This is a genomic window from Desulfobulbus elongatus DSM 2908 (assembly GCF_000621145.1).
Lineage (GTDB): Bacteria > Desulfobacterota > Desulfobulbia > Desulfobulbales > Desulfobulbaceae > Desulfobulbus > Desulfobulbus elongatus.
Genome location: NZ_JHZB01000060.1, coordinates 1 through 7,464, shown reverse-complemented (window position 1 = coordinate 7,464; position 7,464 = coordinate 1). Strand labels below are relative to the sequence as shown.

The following is a 7,464-nucleotide window of genomic DNA, read 5'->3' as shown; positions in this document are numbered from 1 at the left end:
AGCGTCTCTCTTGACGTTTTGCTGAAAAACAGAGTGGTGGCGCCAAAAGAAAAGGATACTCCGCAAAATCTCTGCCTTGATGCAGCATATGTGGGCAAGGAGGATACTGTACTCTCCAATGGCTTCATCCCCCACATCCGCCCACGAGGCGAAGAGAAAAAATTGATCGAAAGAGATCCTTCGTTCAAGGCACGGCGCTGGGTCGTTGAGTTAGCACATTCATGGTTCAACCGGTTTCGCAAATTGATACCACGATACGAGAAGACAGATCTCTCGTACATTGCACTCAACACATTGGCAGCCGCCATGATTGTCCTGAACAAGGTCATGGTTATTTATGGATAATCACTTATGTGAACTGCCAGTAATGCTTTTGTTCCTGTGGCGTGATTTTTCATTTATTTTGTGAACACATCGATAACTTGCATATAGCTTTGTCAATCGACAAAACTACAGTCATAAAAATCCAAGGAGCCTTCAATGTCCAGCACGCTGGGAACACTTTTCAGAGTCACCACCTTCGGTGAATCGCACTGCAAGGGGGTGGGCGCCATCGTCGACGGCTGTCCGCCCGGCATGGCCCTGACCGAGGCGGACATCCAGCCGCAGCTCTCCCGGCGGCGGCCGGGGCAGTCCGACCTGTCCACCCCACGCCAGGAGGCCGATCAGGTGGTCATCTATTCCGGCACCGAGTTCGGCCGGACCCTGGGCACGCCGATCATGCTCCTGGTCAACAACAAGGACCAGCGGCCCCAGGATTACGGCGAGATGAGCCGCATTCCCCGGCCTTCGCACGCCGATTTCACCTACCAGATGAAGTACGGCGTGCGCGCCTCCAGCGGCGGCGGCCGGTCCAGCGCCCGCGAGACCATCGGCCGGGTGGCTGCCGGTGCCATTGCCGAGAAATGGCTGCGCGAGACCTACGGCACCGAAATCGTGGCCTGGGTGAGCGCGGTCGGCGATATCGAGGCCCCGGAAGCGGATGTCGAACGGATCACCCGCGCCGAGGTCGACCGCCAGATCGTCCGTTGCCCCGATGCCGTCACCGCCGGGCGGATGGAGGAGCGGATCAAGGAGATCCTGGCGGCCAAGGACTCCACCGGCGGCATTCTCACCTGCGTCTGCCGCAACGTGCCGGTCGGGCTCGGCGAGCCGGTGTTCGACAAGCTGGAGGCCCGGCTGGCCCAGGCCATGCTGTCGATCCCCGCCACCAAGGGGTTCGAGATCGGTTCCGGCTTTGCCGGCACCCGCATGCGCGGCAGTCGGCACAACGACCCCTTCGTCAGCAAAGGCGACCGGCTGGGCACCAAAACCAACTTCAGCGGCGGCGTGCAGGGCGGCATCAGCAACGGCGAGCCCATTGTCTTCCGGGTGGCCTTCAAGCCGGTGGCCACCATCGGCCTGGCACAGGAAACGGTCGATTTCGACGGCGAGCCGGTCGCTCTCGAGGCCAAGGGGCGGCACGATCCCTGCGTGGTGCCCCGGGCCGTGCCGATCGTCGAGGCCATGGCCGCCCTGGTCCTCATCGACATGGCCCTGCGGCAGCGCGCCCGGCAGTCGGTCACCCCTGCGTGACGGATCGGGACGTGACGGGTTCGGCCGTCATCCTGATTGTCGAGGATTCCCCGATCAATCGGCGCATCCTGCAGAATCTGCTGGAAAAGGAAGGCTTTGCCGTGCGGATCGCCGGGAACGGCAAAGAGGCCCTGGATCGGATCGCCGAAGAGCGGCCCGATCTGATCCTGCTCGACATCCTGATGCCGGAGATGGACGGGCTGGAACTGTGCCGCCGGCTCAACGGGCGGGAGGCGACCCGCGACATCCCGGTCATCTTCATCTCGGCGCTCGACGACACCGCCGACAAGCTCAGCGGTTTCGCCGCGGGCGGGGTCGATTACATCACCAAGCCCTTTCACCCGGCCGAGGTCCTGGCCAGGATCGGCACCCACCTCAAACTCTGCCGGCTGCAGCGGCAACTGGCCGAAAAAAACCGCCAGCTCGAACTGGAAAAACAGAAATCCGAGTCCCTGCTGCTCAACGTCCTGCCGGCGCACGTCGCCGCCGAACTGATGGAAAAGGGCCGGTGTTCGCCCCAGTGTTTCGCCGACGTGGCGGTCTGTTTCGTCGATATCGTCCAGTTCACCTCCGCCGCCACCGCCCTGGCGCCGGAGGTGCTCATCGACGAACTCAACGGCCTGTTCACCGCCTTCGACCTGATCGCCGAGGTGCATCGCTGCGAGCGGATGAAGACCGTCGGCGACGCCTACCTCTTTGTCTGCGGCATCCCCGAATCGGATGGCGGTCATGTCCGCAATGCGGCCAGGGCGGCCCTGGCGATGGTGGCCTGTCTTCGGGAGCGCAACCGCTCTGGCCGGCAGTGGCAGGTGCGGGTCGGCCTCCATGCCGGGCCGGTGGTGGGCGGCATCGTCGGCACCAAGAAATACCTCTACGACATCTTCGGCGACACGGTCAACGTCGCCGCCCGGTTGCAGGCCCTGTCCGAACCGATGCGCATCAACGTCTCGGCCGAGGTCTACGAGGTGTTGCGGCCCGAATTTGTATTTTCCTGCTCGCTGGATGTCGACATGAAAGGCAAGGGCATGCAGTCCATCTATTTTCTCGAAGGACGGCAACCGGTCCCGCCGGTTGCAGCCGCCTAAGGCCCCACTCCGGAGACCACGGCATGTCGCCCCGCCCCGCTTTCCCGCCCCTGTGCCATGAGACGGCCGCTTCCCCGGAGGTGTGGTCGTGAGCACCCTGTGGACCATCGCCGACCTCATCGATTTCCATTATTTCTGCCGGATTGACGAGGAGTTGCGTCGTGAGGGCGGCGAGGCGGCGCTGGCCAAGCGCGACCGGCTGATCTACCTCACCAAGATCGAGCCGCAACTGGGCAAGGCCGATGCCATTCCGCCCCGGATCCTGGTGCGGAAATGGCTGACCATGCGGCGCCTGCACTACCGGCAGGAACAGGCCGCCGAGGGAACGCCGCTGCCCGGCACCGTGTGGCGGGAGCTGGCCTTCCTGTGCCAGGTGCTGATCTTCTGCTCCGGTCTTGCCGTCGGTATCGGCGCGGCCGCCTCCCTGCTCCTCTACGCCGGGACGACCCCGCTCAACGTGTCGGTCTATTTCGGCCTGTTCGTGCTCCTGCAGATCGGCATGATCGGCCTTCAGGGCCTGCTGTTCGGCTACCGGCGGCTGCGGCGGCTGTCTCTGGAGGCGTCGGTATTCTATCTCTTCCTCGGCCGGATGCTGATGCGGGGGTTGGATGGCATCCGCCGGCGGTTGCAGCCGGCGCTCACCGGCCGCCAGCGGCTCGATCTGGCGGCCATCGCCGGCGGCGTGCGCCAGCGCAAGGAGTTGGCGGCGCTGCTGATCTGGCCGGCCTTTGCCCTGGTGCAGTTGGGAGGCATCGGCTTCAATCTGGGGGTGATCGGCGCCACCCTGGCCAAGGTGACCTTTGCCGATATCGCCTTTGCCTGGCAGTCGACCCTGCAACTCTCCGCCGAACTGGTGGCCGGCCTGGTACAGTGGTTCGCCCTGCCGTGGTCCTGGTGGCTGCCGCAGGCGGTGCCGACCCTGGCGCAGATCCAGGGCAGTCAGATGGTGCTCAAGGAGGGGATGACCCATCTGGAGACCGCCAATCTGGTCGCCTGGTGGCCTTTTCTTTGCTGCGCGGTGCTGGTTTACGGCCTGCTGCCCCGGTGCCTGCTGCTGATCGTGGGGTTGGCGCAACAGCGGCGGACCCTGGACCAGCTCCATTTCGCCACCCTGGATCTCCGGCCGCTGGTGCAGCGGATGACCGTTCCCCGGATCGATACTAACGGCCTTCGGCAAGAAGGGCAGACCGGCCCGGCCCGACCCGCTGCCCCGGAACCGGCCGCCACTGTTTTCGCCGGTTCGCCGCCAATAGCAGCGCCGTTTTCCGGCGATGGCCGCTGGGTCCTGCTGATCCCGGACGAACTGGATGGGGAGGGACTGCGGGCCGCCCTGATCGAGCGCTTGCGGCCGGAACTCGGCGGTGATCCTGCCTGTCTGCGCCACGGCGTGCCCGGCACACCCGATGCGGCAATCCTGGCGCCGCTGGCGGCGACGGCCGCGGAACCGCCGGCCGGCGTGCTGCTGCTGCACGAGGCCTGGCAGCCGCCGCTCAAGGAAACCGAAGGACTGGTCCGCCAGTTGCGCGACTTGGTCGGAGACCAGACCCCGATTGCCATCCTCCTCATCGGCCGGCCCGCGCCCCAAACCGTGCTGACGCCGGTCGAGCTGGAGCAGTTGCAGGTCTGGCGCCGCAAGATGCAGGCCCTGGCCGATCCGTACCTCTCGGTCCGCCCCCTGGTGCAGCCATGAAAGCCTCGGTGCCCGAATTCGCCATCATCGGCCATCCCAACGAGGGCAAATCTTCGGTGCTCTCCACCCTGGCCGAGGACGATTCGGTGCGGGTCAGTCCCATCCCCGGCGAAACCGTGGTCTGCCAGGCGTTTCCGGTGCGGATCGACGGCCGGGAGATCATCCGCTTCATCGACACCCCCGGCTTTCAGAACCCGCGCCAGACCCTGCAATGGTTCAGGGACTACCAGGGACCAGAGGAGGGGATGCTCGCCGCCTTCATCGCCGCCCACCGGGACGATCCGGCCTTTCGCGACGATTGCGAACTGCTCGTGCCGGTGGCCGAGGGGGCCGGGGTGATTTTCGTGGTCGATGGCTCGCGGCCCCTGCGCCACGTCGACCGGGCCGAGATGGAGATCCTCCGCTTGAGCGGCGCGCCCCGGATGGCGGTGATCAACTGCAAGGAGGACGAGACCGGCTTCCTCGACCAGTGGCAGAACGAATTCCGCAAGCATTTCAACGCGGTGAGGCTCTTCAACTCCTGCCGGGCCAACTACCGCCAGCGGATCGACCTGCTGGAGAGCCTCAAGGCCATCGACCAGCGGCTGGCGCCAGTGCTCCGGGACGTGATCGAGGCCTTCCAGGAGGACTGGGAGGTGCGCAACCAGCGCGCCGCCGCGCTCCTGGCCGGCTTTCTCCAGGATGTGCTGGCCTACCGGCGGACCGTGCCCTGCGCCCCGGAGGACGAACAGCGCCGGCGGCAGGAACTGCATCAGGCCTACCGCGCCTATGTCGCCAGCCGGGAACAGCAGATGCGGCAGGCGATCCGCAGCCTGTTCAAGCACAATATCTTCAACCTGGACCTGCCGCCGCAGTCGATCCTGGCAGAGGACCTGTTCAGCCGGCGGACCTGGGAATTCCTCGGACTGAGCGAACGGCAGATCATCGTGGCCGGGGCCCTGGGCGGCGCGGCCCTGGGCGTGGGCATCGACGCCGCCACCATCGGCACGTCGTTCGGCCTGTTTTCGGCGGTGGGCGGCCTGATCGGCGCCGGCGCCGCCGCCCTCAAGGGCAAGGACATCCTTTCCGGGGTGCGGCTTCTGGGCATGCGCATGGGCGGCGAGCAGTTGCAGGTGGGGCCGGTCGCCAACATCCAACTGCTCTATATTCTCCTCGATCGGGGCCTGCTCTTTTACGCCCACGTGATCAACTGGGCGCACGGCCGCCGCGATTACGAGCACCTGACCCAGCCGGTCCCGGTTGCCGGCAAAGGCGGCCTCACCAGCCACTGGCGCAGGGAGCAGCGGGCCATCGCCGACCGTTTTTTCCGGGCGGTGCGCAAGGGCCACGAGGGCGAGCTGGAAGAAGCCTCGGTGGCCCTGCAGGACCTGCTCCGCGATCAGTTCATCGACATCGCCGAGGATCGCGTTCCGTTCGGGGAGAGCAGCGGCGAGTCGTCCTGAGCATGCGCATGTCCCCCCGTCTTCTGATCGTCAACTGCGCCAGTCCCTATTTTCTCTCCATCCCCCATGGACAGCTTCGGCCTGCAGGCGACCCTGGCCCGGGAATGGGGTTCCACAGTGCCGTCTCTGGGCGGCGGCTTCACCGTCTCCTGCTTTGCCGAGGAACTGCTGCCATCATCCGACGATGACCGCGGCGGTACTCGGATTCACGCACCGGATGGTCCGCCCGGGGCTGCCGGTGCACGTCTGCTCCGACCATCTCTTCACGGATGTCGCCAGCCGCTGCTGGGAGGAATGCCACGACCGGCCGCACGATTCCGCCGGCCCCCGTGCCGGCCACGTTTCTTGTCCGGCACGAGGCCCTGCTGCTGATTCTGGAACGGTGGGAACCTTTCTGCCGCGAACCGGTGCGCGTCCTGCTGCCTGCCCGGGCGACCGGTGGTCTGGCGAACAGGCTGCTGTCACCGCCCCTTGGCTGGAGGAGGGCAGGGGGCATCCTTTTTTGCCGAACCGCCGCTGGCTGCTGTCATGACCCCCTTGGAACATCGTCTGCGGGACAACGATCTGACGAAGATTTCGTTTCTGGCCAATCTGTTCCGCTTCAGCCTGAACAGACCGGTCTACTTTTCGCGGCTTTGCCCCGTAGCGCCGTCGCCGACAGTTGCCTTGTGCTCGACCGGGAGCGGGTCAGCATCCACGAGCAGGATGACCTCGATCTAACCTAACCGATTTTCTCCGGCGCCTGGACGAGTCTGGCGGAAAGCCGCCCCCATCGGTGCACGATCTGCCGCTTCCTGGACAGCGGCATCGTCACCATGCTCCATGCCGTCTACCGGACCACTATGCGGCTGTCCGAGCAGCACCGAAGCCAGGCGGCATACCGGGACGGGGCGTCCTCCGGCAGGATGCGCGCATCGATATCGGGCAGCATGATCGCCTTTTTTCGATGGTCGCGACCCGCCAATGATTCAGGAACGCACAGGCTCCACAATTCCCGACGAGCGGCCGGTTGCCCTGTTGCCAGAGGCATCCAGGGAGCATATCGTATAGGCGAAAGCAACAAGACAATTCAAGGAGGTGTTTCATGAGCAGCTATATCCTGTTTGAATTGGTCAAGAGCGCGGTGGTGCTGATGATCGTGGGCGCCTTGCTGCTCATCGAGCGATGGCGCAGAAACCATCCTCATCCGCCATCCTTTCCCGAATAGGCGGGAGAGAGGGCCCCGCTTGTTTGAACAAGAGTCTCCGATTTCAAGTGGAATCTCTGCGCATAGGTACGCTGCCAGTTCAAACGTCGGCAACATCACGGCATAGGCCTCGTCGGGCATTTTTTAAGGTTCATCCGGCAAATGCGTACCCGACTGCGGAATGAGTGGCGAAGTGACATGGCATGAGAGATGTTGTCTGGTGACCAAACCCGACAACAAAAGGAGTCTCAGCCATGTCACAAACACTTTTATACCATGCTTTTGGCATCAAGGGCGTCACCTATCGCAACCCCCAACTTCTTGGCAATGCGCTCATCTTCTCTGTTGAAACGACCAGCCGCCATGTTGTCTGTCCAACCTGCGGGTATCGGTATTGCCATTTCAAAGGGAGGAACACCCGATGGCTCCGGATGCCGCCGATCGGTCGGAAGCAGGCTGTGTTACGGGTAAGGGTCCACCGGTTGC

At 64.3% G+C, this 7,464-nt stretch carries 6 protein-coding genes and 1 pseudogene; all 7 read left to right on the top strand.

Features of this window, described 5'->3' with window-relative positions; all coding sequences use genetic code 11:
* Nucleotides 1-345 (top strand): transposase (locus Q362_RS21495; protein WP_035217088.1); only part of this gene is annotated, 345 nt, incomplete at its 5' end.
* A gap of 135 nt (nucleotides 346-480) precedes the next feature.
* Nucleotides 481-1,575 carry a chorismate synthase gene (gene aroC / locus Q362_RS0117150; RefSeq protein WP_028319635.1) on the top strand — a complete coding sequence of 365 codons (1,095 nt, stop codon included), beginning with the start codon at nucleotides 481-483 and terminating at the stop codon, nucleotides 1,573-1,575.
* Between the two features lie 11 nt (nucleotides 1,576-1,586).
* Nucleotides 1,587-2,660, top strand: coding sequence for an adenylate/guanylate cyclase domain-containing protein (locus tag Q362_RS0117145; RefSeq protein WP_051554452.1), 1,074 nt, complete (start codon nucleotides 1,587-1,589; stop codon nucleotides 2,658-2,660).
* An 88-nt stretch (nucleotides 2,661-2,748) separates the two neighbouring features.
* Nucleotides 2,749-4,350, top strand: a complete 1,602-nt coding sequence (locus Q362_RS0117140) for a DUF2868 domain-containing protein (protein WP_028319633.1) — start codon at nucleotides 2,749-2,751, stop codon at nucleotides 4,348-4,350.
* Nucleotides 4,347-5,792, top strand: coding sequence for a GTPase/DUF3482 domain-containing protein (locus tag Q362_RS0117135; RefSeq protein WP_028319632.1), 1,446 nt, complete (start codon nucleotides 4,347-4,349; stop codon nucleotides 5,790-5,792). Before Q362_RS0117140 ends, Q362_RS0117135 begins: the two co-directional genes overlap by 4 nt.
* A gap of 1,084 nt (nucleotides 5,793-6,876) precedes the next feature.
* Nucleotides 6,877-6,999, top strand: coding sequence for a hypothetical protein (locus tag Q362_RS24790; protein WP_281172911.1), 123 nt, complete (start codon nucleotides 6,877-6,879; stop codon nucleotides 6,997-6,999).
* Nucleotides 7,000-7,232: 233 nt separating this feature from the next.
* Nucleotides 7,233-7,464 (top strand): annotated as a pseudogene (locus Q362_RS24355) (ISL3 family transposase); the annotation flags it as partial.

Excerpts from the sequence above, each read along its gene's own strand:
- Q362_RS0117135 (WP_028319632.1), top strand. The coding sequence starts at position 4,347 with ATGAAAGCCTCGGTGCCCGAATTCGCCATCATCGGCCATCCCAACGAG.
- Q362_RS24790 (WP_281172911.1), top strand. The coding sequence starts at position 6,877 with ATGAGCAGCTATATCCTGTTTGAATTGGTCAAGAGCGCGGTGGTGCTG.
- aroC (WP_028319635.1), top strand. The coding sequence starts at position 481 with ATGTCCAGCACGCTGGGAACACTTTTCAGAGTCACCACCTTCGGTGAA.